We start from the raw sequence: 18,714 nt of genomic DNA on the forward strand, positions 1-18,714 counted from the left end.
CTTGATACGCTTGACTTTGGCAGGCCAAGTGCGTCTGCTGCCTTGGTAAAGCTGCCAAATTGAGCAACCAATACAAAGCGCTGCATGGCTTCAAATTTGTCCACATCTTCTACCTTTGTTTGTTTAATCCGAACAATGTTATCACTTTTATCATGTATATCGATCACAATAAATTATCTACTCTGTTCAACGTGGCCAGAGCCGCTGTGGTTTAAGGTTTTAAAATTCTTATAGAATAGATTGGAGAGAGTGATGAATAAATTAGCAATTATTACTGGTGCTAGCCGAGGGTTAGGAAGAAACAGTGCTTTAGCGTTAGCTGACAAAGGCATAGACGTTATTTTTACTTATCACAATAATGTTCAACCGGCACAAAATGTGATTGAAGAGATTCAACAAAAAGGTCGAAAAGCCTTTGCTCTTCAATTGGATTCGCGCGATTTTGATGCCATTCCTGAATTTGTTAGTCAGGTTAAGGGGTTGTTGAGCAATGAATTTGCACGAAGCGATTTCGATTATTTGTTAAATAACGCTGGCACAGGTTTGCGTGCAAGTGTGGAAGAAACCACTTATGAAGAGTTAGAAAATATGCTGGCAATCCATGTAAAGGGACCTTTCTTTTTAACCCAAGCATTATTGCCACATATTAAAGACGGCGGTCATATTCTTAATATTTCATCTGGCTTGGCACGGTTTAGTATGCCAGGTTCAAGTGCCTACGCGATGGCCAAAGGTGCAGTCGAAGTCATGACGCGTTATATGGCAAAAGAGTTCGCAAACCGACAAATTCGCGTAAATACCTTGGCACCTGGCGCCATCGCGACAGACTTTGGCGGTGGTAATGTGCGTGACAACCAACAAGTGAACCAAATGGTGGCATCTGTTACCGCCTTGGGTCGGGTTGGGGAGGCTGACGATATTGGTAAAGCCGTTGCCATGTTACTGAGTGAAGACAGCAGCTGGATTACCGGACAGCGTATTGAAGCGTCTGGCGGTATGTTTCTTTAATTTACCGCTAATCTTAGTGCTCTGCCGAATTATTTTTTATAAGGATTCAAAGCTCTCTTCGTGAGGGCTTTCATCACTACTATGAAGCTCTTAATATATTGTCAGAATTAGTTAAACTCGAGCAGTGTTTACTGGCTCAGACTTGCTTTGACAGTTCAAGTTAAGATTTATTCACATAAATTACAGTGGTTTTTTTAACCTGAATTTTGCTTTCGCTTTTTGCATTAACCCTGCCCTATTATTACAGGCTGGGCAGAAGGTAATTAAGGAAAGGTAATTTCAAATGTTGAGGCTTTATTCAATAGTGGTAATAAGGATTTTTCGCGTCTTAAGTCCTTTAACTCACGTTCTAATTGGCGTTGCTGTGTATTTAACTCTTTACGCTGCGTTTGCGTGATGTTATTGCTGTTTAATTGCTGATTAGTTTCAGAGAGTTGTTGTTTTAGCTCGGTTAGACGGTTATCAATTTCTATACGACGTTGTTGAATTTGATAACGGTCGTTACCTTCTTCCCACGCTTTTCGAAATGCACGGCTGTTACATACACCGTTATACGAGACTCCACGCATAGCAAGAGTAAAGCCGTTTTCAGGTTGACAATACACCGCTAAACCACGTTCGTAGCTACTTTTGAATTGTGCTATATTTGGGGTAATATTGTAATCGTTACACGCCGCGATCTTTGTTATGCCATCGGCATAATCACCACCGTTTACGCCGTGCTCATAACCTAAACTTTGCCAATTAGCGACTTTACACTCATCTTGACTTAACGTTGTGCAGCCATTAAGTAGTGCTATACAACTTAATATAAATAAACGATTTGGCATAACTATCCTGTTATTTCGCTCTGTATCAATACGGTATAATACGTTTCATCGTTATTAAAAATCTACAATTTAAGCTGATTTGTAGACTATTTTAAGTAAAAAATTATGTGTTTTATTTAGTTTAATTGCCACAAAGCGCATCTCAACTAGTGGCGTTTTTTACTGCGAGGAGCGCCTAGTACAATCGCTATTTGGCAGACACATATCGACAAAAATCCACTTATGCCCAAAGCTCCGCCAAAATTACTAAGGTAAGGCACTAAATTATCAAACAAAATCGAAAAAATAACACTGGCAGAAAACAGCGTGTAAATACCAAAGCGTTTTGGTGCGCTCATGCCTATAAATGTTCCACCAAAAAAAATGCTGCTATATAGCTCTGCGTTGAACTCGGTGGTAAGTAAAATAAGGTAAGCGATAATAGCTAAAATTGCTGACGCTCTAATCGCATCTAGACGGTTATGCTTAGCTAAATAAAAGGTCAAAAACGCGCCAAGTAAAGCAAGTGTTACTGATGATAAACTCATGCCGCGAGCCCTTTAGCTAATACAAACAAAGCAACACTAATAAAGGCAATACTTCCTAATTTACCACCAAAGCCAGTAAACACTTTAGTCGTCAGTACGTATAAAATAGCCCCAATCAATGAAATAATTGCTAATTCCCAATAGGTATTAATCAACCCCTGAGAGCACATTCCAGCAAAACTACCAGCATAAACAGCTGCGTAAGGATGATTTGCATACTGTTTTGGAAAAGGAATAAAGCTGCCAATAAGCCCGGTTAGGCAAGATGCAATAACCGCAGGCACTGCAAATTGTGTATGAAGGGTAAAACAAGCAACACATCCACTAAAAAAAGCGATGTATTTTAGGAGAAAAAATTTAGTCATAGAGTCGGTGATTTTTCTTAACTGAAGTACTTAATTCTGAATGAAGTTAGTGCTAGCTTACTATGCTTGGCACTAACCATTATGCAATTAATCAAGGTGCAATTAAACTAGATGCAATTAAACAAGATATAATTAAACAAGATATTGCTCAAAAAATGCTAAAGTTCGTTGCCATGCAAGTTCTGCATTCGGTTTATCGTAACGGCCCGTTGAGTCATTATGAAAACCGTGATTGGCATCTTTATACATATACATTTTGTAATCTACATTGAGACTTTTTAAATCGCGCTCATAGTCAGGCCATGTTGCATTTACGCGCTCATCAAGCTCGGCTAATTGGATCATTAACGGGGCTTTAATATTTTTGCGCAGAGCTTCGCTGGCGGGCGTGCCGTAAAATGGTACTCCAGCGCTTAATAATGATGAATCAACCGCAGCGAGGTAATTGACAATATAACCGCCAAAACAAAATCCAACGGCACCAAGTTTACCATTACTGAGTGGGTGTGATTTTAAATAGTGGGCTGCGGCAACAAAATCATTTTGAATTCTCTCTTTATCCATTGAGCTTTGCATGGCTCGCCCTTCGTCATCATTACCCGGATAACCACCTAGCGGAAATAGCGCATCGGGTGCAAAAGCGACAAAACCCGCTTTGGCTAAACGACGGGCCACATCTTTTACATAAGGGTTTAAGCCTCGGTTTTCATGCACCACTAAGACTACCGGGCGCTTGCCCTTTAATTGTGTTGGCACTACTAAATAACCTTGTCCTTTGCTATGACCATTGGGAGAATCAAAACTTTGGTAAGTTGCTTTAATTGATTCATCATTAAACGAAACTTGTTCGGCTAAGGCATAATTTGGTAATAACGCTGACGTGAGCACTGTCATTGAATAACCAAGGGCGATTAAGCCACCAAGTTTTTTCATAAACGTGCGTCTATCCATTTTGCCATGAGCGTATTCATCGTACCAATCAAAGGCTTCTTGAGGGATGTGATCTGAATGTGGGTTATTCATTGCAGTGCCTATATGTTATTGATTTAAGATTTAATAACATAGCTGAGAGAACTCAAAATGTATATTGCTGTATGCTTAATATACTTAGCTAACTTCTTCACCGGCATGTTTTGCGGCTAATTCATCAAGTTCTGCGCAAGTGTAATCAAACCCCGCGCCATCGAATTGATAATTTACTTTAACGTCAAAACCACCATTAAGAAGTTTTGTTTTTACTCGGGCGACAGGCCAATGCTTTAATTCGTTTAAAAAACGATTAGCGATTTGACCAGATTGGAAGCGATAGCGTATTTCTGAATTCATATAAAGTAAGTATAATTTGGGCTGTTAACTTCGCAGTTTGTGGATTTAGCCGATTTAGTCAAGTTTTTTGTTCTTTAACATGCTTGATAAGGTCAATTGTGCGCTTATTAGCATTGGTTTTCGTCTGCTTTTGCTTTAACGTAAGGGTCTGTCAGATAAAATAGTTTGCGAGAAGATTACAAGGTATGCCTAAGTACGGTATAAGAGTGTCATGAAAACGCCAAAACAGATTTTACCGTTAATAGAAGACGGTATCGTTGATGAAGTCATCAGCCAATTAATGAGTGGAAAAGAAGCCTCGGTTTATGTGGTTCGCTGTGGCGAGCATATTCGCTGTGCGAAAGTGTACAAAGATGTACAACACCGAAGTTTTAAACAAGCAGTAAAATACCAAGAAGGACGTAAAGTAAGGAATAGCCGCCGCGGTCGTGCGATGGAAAAAGGCTCTAAGTTTGGTCGTAAAGAACAAGAAAACGTGTGGCAAAATGCGGAAGTAGATGCGCTTTTCACGCTTTCTCGGGTTGGCGTAAAAGTACCACAACCTCATGGTTGTTACGATGGTGTACTGATCATGGATTTAGTCACCGATAATGATGGTGATGTTGCGCCGCGTTTAAATGATGTGAGTTTAACTGCTGAGCAGGCAATTGAAGATCACGCTACTATGGTTCATTACATTCGCTTAATGCTATGTGCGGGTATTGTGCATGGTGATTTGTCTGAATTTAATGTGTTAGTAGATAGCTACGGTCCGGTGGTGATTGATTTACCGCAGGCAGTAAATGCGGCGGCGAATAACAATGCGCAAGAAATGTTTTTACGTGATGTACGCAATATGCGCTTGTATTACGGGCAGTACGCACCAGAAATACTCGATACGCGTTTTGGTGAAGAAATGTGGGCTTTGTATCAAGCGGGTGAATTAACAGCAGAAACTGTTCTTTACGGTGAGGTTGCAGATAACCATGCTGAGGCTGATGTTGATTCAGTGCTTGATGAAATCAAAGCTGCATTTGAGCAAATGCAAGAAAACCAAGAGCGAATAAAAGCAGCACAAGCACCTGAAGACGACTAAAGTTTATTAGCTTCATTATCGATTTTAAAGATGCGCGCTAACAGCATTAAATTCTGTTAGACTGCGCAGCCTTTAGCTACTCGCGGTGAGTTGCTTTAAATGACAGTTAGGAACGCAGGTGTCAAAATTTTTCTATCGTGGTAAGCCCGATATTATGGGTAAAAATAATCAAGGTACTTATCAGCCTAAACCGAAAGTAAAACCTGGTAGCGAAGAAAATCCGCTCGTTTTACAGGTGCAAAGCGCTGCACGTGAGCTTGAAATAAACGCTATTTTGATAGCTAATGATTTATTTGCAGATATTCGTGTTGATAGTACGCTTGCTGAAGATATTACTCCTTTAGATATTGTACTTAATAAACCTGTTACTCAAGTTTTTGAAAAAACACCACAACGTAATGATCCATGTTCGTGTGGCAGTAATAAAAAATACAAAAAATGCTGTGGTTAAAATACCTTGTTTAGGTGTGTAAACTCAGGTTGGTGCTGGTGTTAGGAACTTAAAAAATCAGCTCCAGTGATATAAAACGGCAGTTGTATTTAAAAGCTATATATTCATTAGCTTGTGATAGCGTTATTTAATATAGCGCTCACTTAATCAGCGAAACGTGTATGAAATACAGTGATAATAAACTTCAACAACAAACTGCAAAAAACACCTTACAACCCGTGTTTTCAGCTGTATTTGTAGTTACTCTGTTTTTAATAGTTACCTCGTATATTTATTTCTATCCTGAATTAGATAACAGTATTTTTTTTAATGGTGTACTTACCGACGCAATTAACCTATTAATTGTGGTGGCTATTTTTATCATTGTCCAAAGGGCCAACTTATCAGTTTTTGCTTATGTTAATTTAAGCATCGGTTTATTATTGTGGTCAGCGGGTTTAACCTTTGATCTACTTGATGAAGTGCTGATCCAGCCTTTGTTTATTGGTATTTATGTTGAGGATGTTTTACGTACTGCAGGCATGTTGTTTACTTGTTATGGTTTAAAGTTAACTATAGGCGATTTAACAAGTGTGCAGCAGCAGTTATCAAAAGAGCTGATCACTGATTACTTAACCCAAATAGCGAACCGCCAATTTTTTTATCAATATATGCAAAAAAATCAATCAGCCCCGTATACAATTTTGCTTATTGATATCGATTTTTTTAAAGTGATTAATGATCAGTTTGGTCACGATAGGGGGGATCAAGTACTGATCGAATTATCATCTTTATATGCCAAAGCTTTACCTAATAATAGTGTCTTTGCACGTTTAGGTGGTGAAGAGTTTGCAATATACCTGCCCGGCGATGACCGACCAAAAGCCTGCGATTTAAGTGAGCAATTACTATCACTTGCACATACCATTGAACTTGCTGCTAATCGAACGGTAAGTGTAAGTATTGGTGTGTCATTTAAGGCCCCAGAAGAAGCGTTTAATGAGGTAGTTAAACGTGCTGATCAAGCCTTGTACAAAGCGAAAAATAGTGGCCGTAGCCAATATTACATTGCTTAATCCCTAAGCGATTGATTACAGTAAAATTTACAATTTTAATTGGGGGTTTTTACACTATCAGTTAAATTTATTTGCCTGTTCCTGTTAATATTTATTAAAAAATGCTTATAAAACAATGCACTTATTTATTATGCAAGGCTGGTATTGAGCTTGCAATATGCTTATAAATATAACTTATAAGCACTACCAAGGTGATACTATGGCTGTTATGCAGCGCTTAAAGCAAAAAACACGACAATTTATTGATTCAAAGCATATGTTAACCAGCATAACGGCGGCTTCATTTTTAGAGTCAACAATAGTTCCTATTCCTCTTGAAGCAGTATTGGTGCCGTTGATGCAAGCGCGGCGTGAAAAGCTTTGGCTAATCGCCTTAATGGCGACTTTAGGCTGTATTATTGGGGCTTTGTTTGGTTACGCGCTTGGCTATTACTTGTTTGATGCGGTTGGCGATTGGGTGATCAATACCTTTTCAAATCCAGAGCAGTTTGAACACGTAGAACAACAAATGCAGCAGCAAGGTTTTTGGTTTGTAATAATGTTGGGGATAGTGCCAATTCCTTTTCAAATAGCTATGCTCGCAGCGGGTGCCACCAAATATTCATTAATAATGTTTTTAATTGCAACGACTATTGCCCGCTCAATTCGGTATTTTGGTCTGGCGCTGGTGGTGTATTATGCTGGCAATCAAGCAGAGCGAATTATCACAAAACATAAAACCAAAGCAATGCTTGGTTTGACTGTGTTGGTGTTAGTTATTTGGTGGTTAACAACGGTAATATAGCCGCCAAGTGACGGCTATATTTGTTTCGTTTACTTAACGTCGCCATGGATAAGTGAATGTACTTGGCGCCAATCAACTAGCTTAAAGTTTTGTGGTTGCTGTGGCATACGATTGTAGCCATCTTGCACTATTAATACGCCAAGAGGGTAGCCAGGCAGCGGTTTGGCTGTAACGGTTAAGCCATCGGTTTCTGACACGCCATCAATACCGTTATTTAAGTTTGCAAGAATATTAAACTTACTGACAAACTCAAGGGTGGGGTGTTTTTCACCTTTATTTATGCGATACACGACATAACTATCGTCACCTTGGCTAGATACCACTAATAAGCGCTCGTCTTTACCATGATAAATCTCCATACCTTCTACATCATCAACTAGCATTTCATTCACGGATTGCAATAAAATAGGCGCTTGCTGTGAATCAGGCTCTGCTTGGATAAACCAAATACCAGCGTCTTCCTCACCGGCAAAAAGTTCCCCATTTTTATCGTCACTACTACAGCCTTCTGGTTGGCTAGGTAGATTAAATTCGCGCACCAGTTTGCCCGAGACTTGTTGCTGTTGGCTGGTTATTTTATATTGCTGATATAACCCTGATTTATCATTCACAAATACATAGTCACCTGATTTCGATGAATACATGCATAAGCCATAAATCTCACTCAAATTGGTAGCCACGCTACCTAAGTGGTGTACGCTGTTTTGTATGTCGACAGTGAACAAACTAATGCTATTTTCACTACGGTTACTGGCTGCAATTAGAGTGTGAGTTGGGTTGTTGATATTACTACTTTGACGAACGTCAACATTGTTAACTCTACCTACGTCAAGGCTTTGAATTTGCTCTCCAGCTAAGTTATAGATCATCAGTCCGCGACGTTTATCGGTGCCAATGATCAAGCTTTTAGCGGCGTCGGTTGGATGCACCCAGATGGCTGGATCGTCTGCGGCATCACCAAATGCTGCAACTGGTGTCGTTTGCACTTTTGCATACACATGTGCTGTTTTTGCAGTGGTGGTGTTGGTTTTTGACGTACTGGTGATTGGGTCTAAAATTAACTGGCTGCTGCGGTACGCGCCACTTTCATCGTCATACATAATGGCTTGAGCAGTAGTGGCGTTATTATCAATTACCACAGAACCAATACTGAGATCTCCAGAGACACGCCACTTTTGTTGTATACCTTGCTCTGGATTATATCGGTATAGGGTGTTATTGCTGCTGCTAGTAAACCAGAGGCTGCCATCAGTGCTGGTGGTTAATGCGCCAATACCGCTGGCCAGTTCACCAAAGGGAGCAACCATGGTAAGAGGTTGTTTACTCGCTGAAGATTCTGCATTGGCGTTCATTTGCCAAATGCCAAGTTCTTCTTCACTGATAAATAATTGTTGGCTTACATCATTAACCGCACAACCCGCAGCTTCATTTACACCGGCAAATTCTCGGACCGCAATGTTAGTGGTTTGCTCTGTGGCAAAGTTATAAATTAAGGTTTCGCGCATTAAGCCGCGAACATCAGCAACAAAAGCAGAAATACTCCCCGTATTGTGATTGTTAAATAGGCAGACCGCTTCAGGTTTTGCTTGCGGTGCAACAATCGGTGTGTGCTCCGTTAGCTGCCAGTTGCCGTTACTTTTAGTTAGGGTGAAAACGGCAACCAGATCACGTTCGTTATCAATACTGGTCACTAAAAAGCGATTATCGCCAATAGTACGCACTGACAGAGTTTCAAAGTTACCCGCGTTAAGTACTTCGCTATGTTGTTTATTTTGCTCTACTACAATTAAGCCTTGGCTTTCACTGGCTAGTAACCATGCATCATCAAAAAGCCAAGCAGCTTGCGAACCTTGAACATTATTTTGTTGCCAAAATGGTGCGCTGTTAAGCTTTAGTGTAGTTTGGCTTGGTTGAGTGGAATTAACATCTTGGCTGCTGCAAGCGCCTAATGTTGCTGTGAGTGTTAATATGCTCAGTGCATAAGCAAGTGGTTTAAGTGTTGGCACGAGTAAAGTCCTAAGTTAGCCATGTATGCGATGCAAGCTAAATAACTTTTATGACAAAACCGTGACAAAAGAAAGACTTCTGCAGTGAGAGTAAAGCTATTTAGGTTTCCTTTCATTCAATGCTTTTTATTTTATCTATCTGTTTTTATTGGTTTTAATTTTTAATTGTTAGTTTTAAAATGACCCATTAGGGCATCGCTTTCATGCTGAGCTGATGTGACCCTAAGCATGATATAGCGGTTATTTTTCTGTGATGGTGGTGTGTATTTCTGTTTTCATTTGCGCTAATGCTTGCAGCACGGAACGTTGCCAAATAGCTTTAAATGCCTTACTAAATAAATATAAGAAGAGCAAAGGCATGATAAATAATTTGATGATTAGTAACGACACTAAGTTTAAAAATTCAATAAATAAGCCCTCTAAAAAATTAGCCATATCTGTAATGCCAGTGGTAACGGTATCAACGACTTTGCTAATTAAATTGCCAGAATTACCTGCTAGTTGGTCGTTATAATCATGCAGCTGTTGTTGCAGCTGAGCTTTCTGTTGATATAACGCGGCGAACTGATTGTTGATAGATGCTTGTTGTTGCTTTAACTCGCGCTGTTTTTGCAGTAATGGTTTAGCCTCGGGAAGTTCTGTTAAGGTGAGTTTTTCGGCTAAACTGCGGGTCGTTTGAATGGCGTCAATTTGCTTATTTAAATGCTCAAGCTGCTGTTGGTTTTCTGTAATAATTACTTTTAATTGTTGTTGCTGAACGGCAATAAGTTCGAGTTCATCGAGGGTTGTTTGCTTGCCACTGTTAATTTTTGCGCTCAGTTGTGCTGATAATGTGGAGGTTGCATTAGCCTGTACGCTAAGTGTGTCAACGGTCTTTTCAACATATTGATTTTGATAATTAATTTCTTCATCTAGAAAGGCTTGGCTGGCAAGCCCAGTTGCAAGTACTACAAATGGAATTAAAAACCGCACTAAAATCAGGCTGGCTAGTAACTTACCTTTAAGCTGTTTTAAATACCCAAAATAATCACAGACTAAATAACTAATGACGCTGGCGGTAAACAAGGCGCTAAAAAATACCCCTGATGAAATAGTAAATAAAATCCGCTGGATAAACAGTGAGCCTAATGATATGCGCATCGCATCGGCAATGTATTCGGCTAAATCGTTCACCGGATCAAGCAATTGCGCAGGCGCTATGCTTGCTATACCAATACCGACTTCAGCCGACTGTAATAAAGAAATAATGCCGTTAACACTGCGTGCAGAAGCATAAACTAATGATGACTGCACTAAGGTTTGGTCAAGAAAATCCATGATGTAGCTGTTAAATTGCTCTGACCAGCAAAGTAGTAGCAGTATAAGTATGGCAATATACTTGATAACATCTCGTTGTTTACTTTGCATGTATTCCTCAATAACATTAGTTAGCTTGTTCGACGCTACACTAATTAGGTGTCACTACGCAATTATGTTTGATTGAATTATTATAGCTATTAACGGTCAATGAGTGACCTTCACGCAGTTTTTGAGAATTTATGAAAGAGTCCGCTTCACTTGTACAATGTTGTATTGATGATCTTGATCCCGTTCAAGATCTGGGTCGGTTAGTTGCTTATTTACGGTCAAATTTAGTAACTCATCTAGATGCTGGCCTTACGCCAATGGATTTAACTTCGGCGCAATATATTGTTGTGGTGCTATTAGCTCGAGGCAAAGTGCATACTTTGGCAGAGCTATGTGAGCATATGGTTTATGATCGTGGCGCGATGAGCCGTTTGTTGTCTCGTTTAGAAGAAAAAGGCTTAGTTGCAAAACAACAATCCGCAGAAGATCGCCGCTCTACGCTATTATGCCTTACGGAAAAAGGCCAACAGCTTTACCCTGAAATACTCCCTATTGTGAATAATATTTACCGCACAGCACTAATCGACTTTTCTGATGATGAAAAAAAACTGTTGGCAAAGCTGTTATTTAGAGCAATTCATAATTTGAAATTGTAAATCTAGCTAAGGGTTATATTGCTGTGAGTGCAGAGATTTGATAATATAGTTGCCTAGGCATTTATATTTAACAAATCGCAGGGTGTTATGATCGAAGCTACTTTATTAATGCAGTTACAGCAGCAATTTCCAGAACATCAGTTTGCAGCCGAAAATTTAAATGTTGTTCATACTGGACGTTTTGCAAATGCTATTGTCTATCGTTATACCGATCAGCAACTCGATTTAGTAATTAAAGATTTTCAACATAGCCCATGGTGGATCAGAAAAACCTTTGCGCCTTTGTCGGTGAATCAAGAGTATAAAGGGTTGGCTCGTTTAGCAGGCATAACTGGAGTGAGTGGGCGATTTTTACGATTATCGCCGATTGCTGTTGCCTATGACTATATTACAGGCACACCACTTAAACAGTTAGTACAACAAAAACAAGTGCTACCCGTTAGTTTTTTTAAAGATTTTGAACGACTGGTTGCATTAATGCATCGCCGAGGGGTTGTACATTTAGATTTGCGCAATTTGGGTAATGTGCTTTGTAGTGATGATGGTAAACCGTATATCATCGATTTTCAGTCGACGATACGATACGCTCGATTTCCTCGTTGGTTACAGCAATTTATGCGTGGTGCAGATATGTCGGGTGTTTATAAAGCATGGGCAAAGCTTGCTGATCAACCTCTGCCAGATGCCAAAGCTGATTATTTAAGTAATTTTAATCATGTTAGAAAGCGTTGGATTTTTAGAGGTTACCCGATCCAACGTGCATATATGTGGGGATGTGGAATAGCTACGCAAATTGCCGCTGCCATCATGGAGCGTTTTTTATAAAGCGCGTTATTACACGCTTTATAAATGTTACTAAGTTGGCTGATTTAAAATTTAGGCCAACCATTTGAGTCCCAATTTAGTGTGCTGATCAATAGTTTTGGCACACCGTTGTCACCTTTATCATAAGCATGGCGAACCATTACATCGGTATTAAGAATATCTTGGCCGCCAGGTCCGGCCCACTGGCTGTTACCAGCATCTAAAATACTGCCACCACCAGAGAGCATATTGTTGCCATTCTTGTCTAAGTAAGGACCACGAATATCCGTTGCACGCCCATATGCGATACGATAGGTGCTATCGGTTCCTGCGCAACATTTACCAACAGATACAAATAGGTAGTAGTATCCTTGGCGATAGATGATCGTTGGTGCTTCAATGCCACCTGAGCGGCTAGCAAGGGAATAGAGCTCACCAAATGGTTTCATCGTTATTGGGTTGATCCGCATTAACTTGATACCTGAATTCCACGAACCGAATGTTAACCATGGCGCACCATCTTTGGCGACGACTAAATCTGGGTCAATCGCATTGTAGTTATTGCTGTTGGTGGTGTTTATCACTAAACCATCATCACGCCAATTACCGGCAGAGACACTACTTGCTGAGGCTAAACCAATTGCCGAAACACGCGAGCCAAAGGTTGATATTGCATAATAAAGCGAGCTACGCCCATTGTAGCTTTTAAGTTCAGGCGCCCAAACATCAATGCCATCGTGTTCAGGCACATAGTTAGACCACCAATTTAAGCCATTAGGAAAAATCGCTGCCGCATCATTCCATGCTACGCCATCATTTGACCACTTTCCAGCGATGCCAGGCCCAGTTTGAAATATCCACCACGTACCATTTTCGTAACTGATGGTTGGATCGTGAGTGACTAAACTACCGGTTAATGGCCAATGATCCGTTGCGCCATTGGTAGTTGAAGGATCAAAGGGAGCGGATTCTACGTTGGCGAGTTTATTGAGCTGCCAAAGCTGTGCATCACTGCCATTGTATGCCCATTGGCTGATATTAGCCCCGTCATTGCCGTCAAAGTCATACAGGTCGAGTGCTTTTTGGCTATTGGCATTGATAAAGCTCACATAGCCGTTGCCTTCGTTATTAATTTGCCAATGCTGGGTTGCGCCAGCGCTATAGTCATATTGCACTACGTTTGCGCCATCATTAGTTGACCACTCAAAGACCTCCATTGCTTTACCGCTGTTAAGGTTTATTACAGAGTAGTTATTATTTTCAACCTGAGTAATGAGCCAGCGTTGGGTATCGTGATTGGTATTAGCCCATTGGCTAATATTCGCGCCATCAGCTGTTGATGCATTGGCAACTTCGACAAATTTGGCGCTATATTTTGATTTTATGGTATAGACGCCATTATCGATAGCGAATGCATTATTAAAAAATGGATTGGCGGCTAAACTAAGCCAGCAAAGTAGTTGTGTGGAAAATTTCATTTTATCTCCAAAGTACAGTGTGTGTATGATCCGATAGCTAAAGCAAATTTAGCATTCGACGAGCAGCTCAACGGTGTAACCTTTAAAAGGTTAATTATAATACTTTATTATATTATTACTTTTGTAAAGATAAATGGTGATTTAAGTTAAATAAAAGTTGGGTCTGGGTGGGCGTGGGAGCATGTTTTGCTCCCCATTGTTGTTAGTTAATAAACTGGCTTGGAATTTCCCAGCTTTGAACTAGCAATTCACCTTGCCACGTTTGGAGTGTGATCCATGCCTTATCTTTGCTGGTTATTAATTTTGGTGCAATAGCGTGCACATGTTGACCATGACGCGTGCCATGTAAAATACCTTCATCGGCTTTTGATAACTGACTAAGTGGTAATGGGGTGGGGCCAATATTCATGTAACCTTGGCGTACATCTGCTATTTTTCCTTTATTAAACATTACCATAAAATCTTTAACGTATTCACCATGGTGGCTATAGGGGGGTGCCATATTAAGTGGCATGGGTGCAAGGGTAAACTCTCCCATTGTTTGCTCGCCCCATGAGTCAGGAAATATGAGAATCATTGATTGATATAAAAACCAAAATGGTAAAATTAAAATACTAGCATGTAGTAGATACTTATAGCGTTGCCACCAAGTACTTTTAAGTCGCGCCATTATTGTGCCTCCTGAATATAGTCAGTTGTTAGCAGCTGCGCCTTTGTTGTCTTAGCTAACTTACTACGCCACATCATAAAGCCTGTAATAGACATACCGCTTAAGATCACGCCAAAAATAAACCAAACTAGCTTGGTCCAGATCCCGCCAATTGTGCCGTAATGCAAAGGGTCTGCAATATGAGAAATAGTTTGTAGAGCGTTCATTGATTCGGGGCTTTTAGTCTGTGCTAATTCGCCTGTCCAAGGATTTATCGTCGTTGAGAACGCATAGTCATCATAGAAAATAGTGTTGTTCGAGCCGCTGATACTGTACATGCCTCGGCTATGTTCTGGGAACATGATGTAATGAGGTTCAAAGTCAGTAAACTGCTGCTTAGTGAGCTGTAGAGCCTGACTTAGACTGATGGCCGGTACCGTTTTAGAAGTGGGCAAATCAGCTACGCTAACCAGCGGCGGATGCTCTTCAATATCAATTTCGTTATGCCACATAATTGCTTGAGTTAAATACCAAAACCCCGTTAAGCTCATAATGAGTAAAAACCACATAGACCAGACGCCAGCTAAGCTATGTAAATCTTTTAATAAGGTTTTTTTACCTTGATTGAAGCGCAATTTAGGCTGAGTAAAAGCACGCCAGAAATTTTTATAAATAATCAGCCCGGTGGCTAATGCGCCAAACATGACTATTGCCATTGCAGATACAAGATAATAACCGACGCTATAACCAGATTGCCATGGAAACAACAGCCAACCATGTAACGCGCGCATAAAACCAATAAAGGTGATGCCTTGATTAACTGCTTGTATTTGCCCTGTGTATTGATTTACGTAGGCAATTGCTTGGGGTTTATTGTGATCTGTAAATATAATAGCGTTTACTAAATACGGTTCATACACCAATACTGATGTGATATCAGCAGTTGGATGTTGTTGTTCTACTGCTGCTATTAATTCATCGATTGGTTTTGCAGGCAAATTGTTAGGATTACTTGCTCGAGCTGCAGGGTTGGTTAACCAGGTAAGCTCATGACTCACTACAGAGAGAGTGCCTGTAATACAAATAAAACAGAATAAAACCCATACAGGCAATGAGAACCAGCCATGTAATTGAAACCAAAATCGCTTGCTTACTTTAGCCATAGTGAAACCTATTGTTAATGATATTTGTTATCATTCATATTGCATTTCAATAATTGTACTATTAAACTGCCTGCAATTTCAATTTGTCCTAAGGAATACTAATGCAGTTAAGTGGAATAAATACACCGTTAAGTATTTTATCTTTGACTCTTCTTTCACTGTTAAATCCCTCAAATGCTGTTGCCGAACAGCAAGCTGTGAGTGAAGATCACGATTTAGAAGTTATTACGGTAAAAAGTCAACGAGGTTTGATTTCATACATGAGTGCATCTGGTGCAAAATCAGACGTGCCAATCATTGAAACTCCGTTATCTGTTTCTGTTTTAACGCAAGAGCGAATTGAAGACCTAGGCGCATTAACTATTCAAGATGCAATTGGTTATGTGTCTGGTTTATATAACGGTCCATACGGTGTTGATACCCGTGGCGATTGGTCGGTTATTCGTGGTGTGTCGCCCGTACAATACTTAGATGGCTTAAAATCGTTGTATGGTAGTTATAATAATGTTCGTACTAACCCTTATGGATTGTCGCAAATTGAAATACTAAAAGGGCCGAGCTCAGTGCTATATGGGCAAGGTTCAATTGGTGGAATTGTTAACTTAGTCAGTAAAAAACCAGAAGCTGAAACATCAGGGCAGCTTTGGGGGCAAGTTGGTAACTATTCGCGTAAACAAGTTGCGGGAGATATTACTGGTGCTTTAAATGATGATGCGTCATTACAAGGGCGAGTAATTGGTTTATGGCGAGAGAGTGATACGCAAACCGATTATGTGCCAGATAACAGTATTGTGTTTTCTCCATCATTAACCTGGTATGCCACTGATGATACAAAAATAACGCTATTAACTAATTGGCAAAAGAATGAATCAGGCACGAGTACCTCGTTCTTACCTCACTCAGGCACTATTTTAGAAAACGAAAACGGCAAAATTCCATCAAACCGTTTTGTTTCTGAGCCGGGTTTTGATCGTTATGATACTGAGCAAGCGTCAATCACTGCGATTTTAGAGCAAAATATTAATGCTGATTGGCAGTTTAAACTTGCTGCGCGTTACACCGATAGTCATGCTGATTATCATACGATTTATGGTTGGCCACCTAAATTTTTAGAAGATGGGCGCAGCGTCAAGCGAGTGTCTTATCTTAGCTCCGCTGATTCGCGGGCTATTGCCAGTGATGCCCAGTTTCATGGCAATATAATAACCGGTAATATTGAGCACACAATAGTGATGGGGCTCGATTATCAAAATGCTTATACCGATAACGACTCTGTTTCTGGACTTGCTGGCACGCTCGATTTATTTAGTCCTGTATACGGTAAAGTAGATAATTTACCAACAGCGGGTGATTTGATTGACGCTCCCCCATCAAAGACTTATCAAACTGGCCTATATATTCAAGACAGCATGAAAATAGCCCAGCAGTGGATTGTATCAGCAGCACTACGCCGTGATAAAGCAACAACAAATCCTGAAAACGGCAAAAGTGAGTCACAGTATGCGACCACCGGTCGTTTAGGCTTGATGTATTTATTTGACTCAGGGGTTTCACCGTATGCAAGTTATAGTGAATCATTTGAACCATTGCTAGGCTATGATGCCTTTGGTAATGCGTTTGTACCAAAAACAGGTGAGCAAGTTGAAGCCGGTATCAAATATCAACCTGCCGGAACAGAGCATCTACTTACGGCCGCCGTATATCATATTGTAGAGCAAAATCGCACTACCCCATTTAATGCAGAGCAAGCCACAGATAGCAAAGTAATTTCTCCAAACGGCCAAGTGCAACAGGGCGAAGTGACGGTAAAAGGACTTGAACTTGAAGCACAATTAGCTTGGCAAAGTGTCGATGTGTATGCGTCATACGCATACAGCGATGGTTACGTCAGTCAGAGCAATAAACAACGTGAAGATGGTGCAACACTTGCAGCGTTACCAAAGCAGCAAGCATCAATTTGGACGACATGGCGACCAGAAACTATGCATGGTTTTAAAATGGGCTTAGGTGCGCGCTATGTGGGAGAGACATCTGACGGTAGTGTCTATGGTGAGCGAGATGGCTTAGTAGTTGATCCAATTAAAACTACCGATTACACACTCTTTGACGCTATGATTGGCTATGATTTTGGGCAATACAGTTTCAGTTTGCAAGCACAAAACATTACTGATAAGACCGTGATCACCTCATGTTTAGCGCGTGGAGATTGCTTCTATGGTCAACGCAGAACAGTAACAGCGAATGTACGTTATAAGTTTTAATGAAGTTAAGATTTAGTATAAATAAAGGGAGCAATTAGCTCCCTTTATTTGCAGTATTGCTAGCCTAGCTATCAATACTTTGTTGGTTAATTGTGACAATTCGTTGTGGGAATGGAATTTCAATATCCGCACCTTGAATCGCACTATATACGCCACCGTTTACGGCCAGCTTGGTTTCTATTATTTTCGTCGTCGGCACCCAGTAGCGGTAACTAATTGTTACTCCACTTTCAGCAAACCGTTCAATGCCAACTTGTGATAGCGGTTCACTTGCGACTAACTCATGGTCTTTCAATACGTCTTCTATAAGCTCTATAGCATGCTCAGCACTGGCGTTATAGGCAATATCAATTTCACCTTTGACCAATGAATAATTAAATGAGTTATGTAGTATTTCGCCAACGATATGTTTGTTAGGAATAGTAATCTCGACTTTTTCTTCGTTGATCAAAATGGTGTAGCCTAACTCAATGGTTTTTACTTGACCGCTGACATTTTTAACTTCAATCGTGTCACCAACAATAAAGGGGCGGGTGGCAATAATAGCCAAGCCTGCGCCATAATTTGATAACATCCCTTGCAATGCTAAACCAGCGCCAAGAGAAGCGGCACCAATTGCAGCAACAAAAGGTGTGACACTTATGCCAATTTTACCTAGCGCAATAATAATGAACATAACGATAAACAATACTTTCACTACATTACTGACAAAATTAGTGAGAGTAATATCAATATTGTTACGCGCCATTAAAGCGGCAATCATCTTAGATATTTTTTGTGCCACCCACAAACCAAAAATCAAGATCAACAATGCGCCAACTAATTGCATGCTGTACTTAACGAGGTACTCAGTGATCATGGTGTAGTATTTTTCAACTTGTTGGATTTCTGTACTGATCATCTATTATCCATAAATAAAGTGGTTAAAC

General features: G+C 40.2%; 20 protein-coding genes. 8 read left to right on the top strand and 12 right to left on the bottom strand.

What is annotated here, in order from left to right; genetic code table 11:
• Positions 1-86: LysR family transcriptional regulator (locus H5154_RS24145; RefSeq protein WP_404936179.1), on the bottom strand; the 86-nt coding region annotated here is incomplete at its 3' end.
• 166 nt (positions 87-252) lie between these two features.
• Between H5154_RS24145 and H5154_RS00010 the strand changes: the two genes are divergently transcribed.
• A complete protein-coding gene (locus H5154_RS00010) occupies positions 253-1,008 on the top strand; it encodes an SDR family NAD(P)-dependent oxidoreductase (protein WP_220493339.1) in 756 nt (251 codons plus the stop codon).
• A 263-nt stretch (positions 1,009-1,271) separates the two neighbouring features.
• Here the strand turns inward: H5154_RS00010 and H5154_RS00015 are convergent, their stop codons facing one another.
• The 5 genes from H5154_RS00015 to H5154_RS00035 form a co-directional block, all read right to left on the bottom strand.
• The gene (locus tag H5154_RS00015) at positions 1,272-1,838 is read right to left on the bottom strand and encodes a DUF2799 domain-containing protein (protein ID WP_149980925.1); all 567 of its coding nucleotides are present in this window, start codon (positions 1,836-1,838) and stop codon (positions 1,272-1,274) included.
• A 146-nt stretch (positions 1,839-1,984) separates the two neighbouring features.
• Positions 1,985-2,365, bottom strand: coding sequence for a hypothetical protein (locus tag H5154_RS00020; protein WP_149980924.1), 381 nt, complete (start codon positions 2,363-2,365; stop codon positions 1,985-1,987).
• Entirely contained in the window at positions 2,362-2,730 is a 369-nt protein-coding gene (locus tag H5154_RS00025) for a hypothetical protein (RefSeq protein WP_179959150.1), read from the bottom strand. The genes H5154_RS00020 and H5154_RS00025 overlap by 4 nt, the downstream gene beginning before the upstream one ends.
• A gap of 132 nt (positions 2,731-2,862) precedes the next feature.
• Complete coding sequence (locus H5154_RS00030) at positions 2,863-3,753, bottom strand: dienelactone hydrolase family protein (RefSeq protein WP_182716988.1); 891 nt, start codon at positions 3,751-3,753, stop codon at positions 2,863-2,865.
• An 84-nt stretch (positions 3,754-3,837) separates the two neighbouring features.
• Positions 3,838-4,056: a hypothetical protein gene (locus tag H5154_RS00035; RefSeq protein WP_145237669.1), complete on the bottom strand. Its 219-nt coding sequence runs from the start codon at positions 4,054-4,056 to the stop codon at positions 3,838-3,840.
• 211 nt (positions 4,057-4,267) lie between these two features.
• Between H5154_RS00035 and H5154_RS00040 the strand changes: the two genes are divergently transcribed.
• The 4 genes from H5154_RS00040 to H5154_RS00055 all read left to right on the top strand — a co-directional run bounded on the left by H5154_RS00040 (position 4,268) and on the right by H5154_RS00055 (position 7,421).
• Positions 4,268-5,131 carry a PA4780 family RIO1-like protein kinase gene (locus H5154_RS00040; RefSeq protein WP_145237666.1) on the top strand — a complete coding sequence of 288 codons (864 nt, stop codon included), beginning with the start codon at positions 4,268-4,270 and terminating at the stop codon, positions 5,129-5,131.
• A 118-nt stretch (positions 5,132-5,249) separates the two neighbouring features.
• The gene (locus H5154_RS00045) at positions 5,250-5,582 is read left to right on the top strand and encodes a PBPRA1643 family SWIM/SEC-C metal-binding motif protein (protein ID WP_145237663.1); all 333 of its coding nucleotides are present in this window, start codon (positions 5,250-5,252) and stop codon (positions 5,580-5,582) included.
• Between the two features lie 161 nt (positions 5,583-5,743).
• Positions 5,744-6,637, top strand: coding sequence for a GGDEF domain-containing protein (locus tag H5154_RS23500; protein WP_259398212.1), 894 nt, complete (start codon positions 5,744-5,746; stop codon positions 6,635-6,637).
• 199 nt (positions 6,638-6,836) lie between these two features.
• A complete protein-coding gene (locus tag H5154_RS00055; RefSeq protein WP_145237660.1) occupies positions 6,837-7,421 on the top strand; it encodes a YqaA family protein in 585 nt (194 codons plus the stop codon).
• Between the two features lie 29 nt (positions 7,422-7,450).
• On the opposite strand, the gene H5154_RS00060 is transcribed toward H5154_RS00055, so the two are convergent.
• Positions 7,451-9,427, bottom strand: a complete 1,977-nt coding sequence (locus H5154_RS00060) for a phytase (RefSeq protein ID WP_182716989.1) — start codon at positions 9,425-9,427, stop codon at positions 7,451-7,453.
• Positions 9,428-9,667: 240 nt separating this feature from the next.
• Positions 9,668-10,834, bottom strand: coding sequence for a hypothetical protein (locus H5154_RS00065; protein ID WP_182716990.1), 1,167 nt, complete (start codon positions 10,832-10,834; stop codon positions 9,668-9,670).
• Between the two features lie 131 nt (positions 10,835-10,965).
• Between H5154_RS00065 and H5154_RS00070 the strand changes: the two genes are divergently transcribed.
• Together H5154_RS00070 and H5154_RS00075 are read left to right on the top strand one after the other, a co-directional pair.
• Positions 10,966-11,430, top strand: a complete 465-nt coding sequence (locus H5154_RS00070; RefSeq protein ID WP_182716991.1) for a MarR family winged helix-turn-helix transcriptional regulator — start codon at positions 10,966-10,968, stop codon at positions 11,428-11,430.
• A gap of 87 nt (positions 11,431-11,517) precedes the next feature.
• Positions 11,518-12,255, top strand: coding sequence for an RIO1 family regulatory kinase/ATPase (locus H5154_RS00075; protein WP_182716992.1), 738 nt, complete (start codon positions 11,518-11,520; stop codon positions 12,253-12,255).
• A 44-nt stretch (positions 12,256-12,299) separates the two neighbouring features.
• Here H5154_RS00075 and H5154_RS00080 read toward each other — a convergent pair whose 3' ends face one another.
• The 3 genes from H5154_RS00080 to H5154_RS00090 all read right to left on the bottom strand — a co-directional run bounded on the left by H5154_RS00080 (position 12,300) and on the right by H5154_RS00090 (position 15,524).
• Entirely contained in the window at positions 12,300-13,712 is a 1,413-nt protein-coding gene (locus H5154_RS00080) for a family 43 glycosylhydrolase (RefSeq protein ID WP_182716993.1), read from the bottom strand.
• A gap of 202 nt (positions 13,713-13,914) precedes the next feature.
• Positions 13,915-14,382 (bottom strand): hypothetical protein, encoded by a 468-nt coding sequence (locus tag H5154_RS00085; RefSeq protein ID WP_149980916.1) that lies wholly within the window; start codon positions 14,380-14,382, stop codon positions 13,915-13,917.
• Positions 14,382-15,524: a PepSY domain-containing protein gene (locus tag H5154_RS00090; protein ID WP_182716994.1), complete on the bottom strand. Its 1,143-nt coding sequence runs from the start codon at positions 15,522-15,524 to the stop codon at positions 14,382-14,384. The genes H5154_RS00085 and H5154_RS00090 overlap by 1 nt, the downstream gene beginning before the upstream one ends.
• A gap of 101 nt (positions 15,525-15,625) precedes the next feature.
• Between H5154_RS00090 and H5154_RS00095 the strand changes: the two genes are divergently transcribed.
• Complete coding sequence (locus H5154_RS00095; protein ID WP_182716995.1) at positions 15,626-17,785, top strand: TonB-dependent siderophore receptor; 2,160 nt, start codon at positions 15,626-15,628, stop codon at positions 17,783-17,785.
• A 64-nt stretch (positions 17,786-17,849) separates the two neighbouring features.
• Here the strand turns inward: H5154_RS00095 and H5154_RS00100 are convergent, their stop codons facing one another.
• A complete protein-coding gene (locus H5154_RS00100) occupies positions 17,850-18,686 on the bottom strand; it encodes a mechanosensitive ion channel family protein (protein WP_149980913.1) in 837 nt (278 codons plus the stop codon).
• Between the last annotated feature and the right edge of the window lie 28 nt (positions 18,687-18,714).

The sequence above is a fragment of the Pseudoalteromonas sp. SR44-5 genome, from assembly GCF_014163675.1.
GTDB classification, from domain to species: Bacteria; Pseudomonadota; Gammaproteobacteria; order Enterobacterales; family Alteromonadaceae; genus Pseudoalteromonas; species Pseudoalteromonas rhizosphaerae.

Coding starts and splice junctions, on each gene's coding strand:
- H5154_RS00100 (WP_149980913.1), bottom strand. CDS start 18,686: ATGATCAGTACAGAAATCCAACAAGTTGAAAAATACTACACCATGATC.
- H5154_RS00025 (WP_179959150.1), bottom strand. CDS start 2,730: ATGACTAAATTTTTTCTCCTAAAATACATCGCTTTTTTTAGTGGATGT.
- H5154_RS00040 (WP_145237666.1), top strand. CDS start 4,268: ATGAAAACGCCAAAACAGATTTTACCGTTAATAGAAGACGGTATCGTT.
- H5154_RS00065 (WP_182716990.1), bottom strand. CDS start 10,834: ATGCAAAGTAAACAACGAGATGTTATCAAGTATATTGCCATACTTATA.
- H5154_RS00015 (WP_149980925.1), bottom strand. CDS start 1,838: ATGCCAAATCGTTTATTTATATTAAGTTGTATAGCACTACTTAATGGC.
- H5154_RS00035 (WP_145237669.1), bottom strand. CDS start 4,056: ATGAATTCAGAAATACGCTATCGCTTCCAATCTGGTCAAATCGCTAAT.
- H5154_RS00080 (WP_182716993.1), bottom strand. CDS start 13,712: ATGAAATTTTCCACACAACTACTTTGCTGGCTTAGTTTAGCCGCCAAT.
- H5154_RS00090 (WP_182716994.1), bottom strand. CDS start 15,524: ATGGCTAAAGTAAGCAAGCGATTTTGGTTTCAATTACATGGCTGGTTC.
- H5154_RS00030 (WP_182716988.1), bottom strand. CDS start 3,753: ATGAATAACCCACATTCAGATCACATCCCTCAAGAAGCCTTTGATTGG.
- H5154_RS00085 (WP_149980916.1), bottom strand. CDS start 14,382: ATGGCGCGACTTAAAAGTACTTGGTGGCAACGCTATAAGTATCTACTA.
- H5154_RS23500 (WP_259398212.1), top strand. CDS start 5,744: ATGAAATACAGTGATAATAAACTTCAACAACAAACTGCAAAAAACACC.
- H5154_RS00075 (WP_182716992.1), top strand. CDS start 11,518: ATGATCGAAGCTACTTTATTAATGCAGTTACAGCAGCAATTTCCAGAA.
- H5154_RS00010 (WP_220493339.1), top strand. CDS start 253: ATGAATAAATTAGCAATTATTACTGGTGCTAGCCGAGGGTTAGGAAGA.
- H5154_RS00070 (WP_182716991.1), top strand. CDS start 10,966: ATGAAAGAGTCCGCTTCACTTGTACAATGTTGTATTGATGATCTTGAT.
- H5154_RS00020 (WP_149980924.1), bottom strand. CDS start 2,365: ATGAGTTTATCATCAGTAACACTTGCTTTACTTGGCGCGTTTTTGACC.
- H5154_RS00055 (WP_145237660.1), top strand. CDS start 6,837: ATGGCTGTTATGCAGCGCTTAAAGCAAAAAACACGACAATTTATTGAT.
- H5154_RS00095 (WP_182716995.1), top strand. CDS start 15,626: ATGCAGTTAAGTGGAATAAATACACCGTTAAGTATTTTATCTTTGACT.